Source organism: Mesorhizobium sp. M7D.F.Ca.US.004.03.1.1, assembly GCF_003998635.1.
In the GTDB taxonomy this organism is placed as follows: domain Bacteria; phylum Pseudomonadota; class Alphaproteobacteria; order Rhizobiales; family Rhizobiaceae; genus Mesorhizobium; species Mesorhizobium loti.
Window position 1 is genome coordinate 1 of sequence record NZ_RZQG01001541.1, and the last position, 781, is coordinate 781.

Genomic DNA, 781 nt, shown 5'->3' on the forward strand with positions numbered 1-781 from the left:
ATTGTGCACAGTCATCGCACTCCGCCGGCTAAACGCCTGAGCCATGGCGTGTATGAGGCAGCTCTCTCTCGGTTGGCATGTTTGCCCCCGTTGATTGAGCCGGTTGCCCTAGGCCGATGACACACCGCTTGCTCGTTGCGGGGCTTCTCCGATAAAGCACGGCGAGAGCGATAAGATACGTCGGATACTGGCTAACACGAACAGCGACTTGGCTTGCAAGTCATGCTCACATCAAGGAACAGACTATGAAGCGCCAGATCCGGCCATTCGTCGTGGAAATGAAACAGAGGCGCGGTAAGCAGAAGCCTAGCCATTCGATCTGGGGCGATCTCGACCTGTCCAAAATTGCCACGGAGATGACACAACCGGCTCATGCTGCTCCGCTCCCAAATTCCCAGGTCATTGACTTCAGTATAAGACCCCTTGATGCTGAAGAAGGGGACAAACTACAAGCGGAGCATATCATGGCCGAATTTCAGGACGCTCAGACTGTTCAGACGACAGTAGCCCCAGCCAAAGTGGAAGTGCCTGAATCCATGAAGAAAGTTCGGCGAGCAAAGAAAACGAAGGCAGAGCTCGTAAAGCCGGTCCGCAAGAACGGAGCGAAACCTACACCCCAGGCGGCGGAAGCTCCCGTGGCAGCGAAGACCGCTCGCAAGACATATTCCGAGAATGAACGCGCCCAGAAGCTTGCCCAGATCGAGAAATCGATCGCTGGCGGCGCGACCAGCAAGATTGCGGTTGGCCAGGCCGGCATATCCGAGCAGACCTACTATTATTG

At 55.6% G+C, this 781-nt stretch carries 1 protein-coding gene; it reads left to right on the top strand.

The annotated features are described in order from the left end of the window. Positions 1 to 245: 245 nt before the first annotated feature. Positions 246 to 781, top strand: a 536-nt coding sequence (locus tag EN935_RS38530; RefSeq protein WP_127374374.1) for a transposase, incomplete at its 3' end; no start/stop codon positions are given.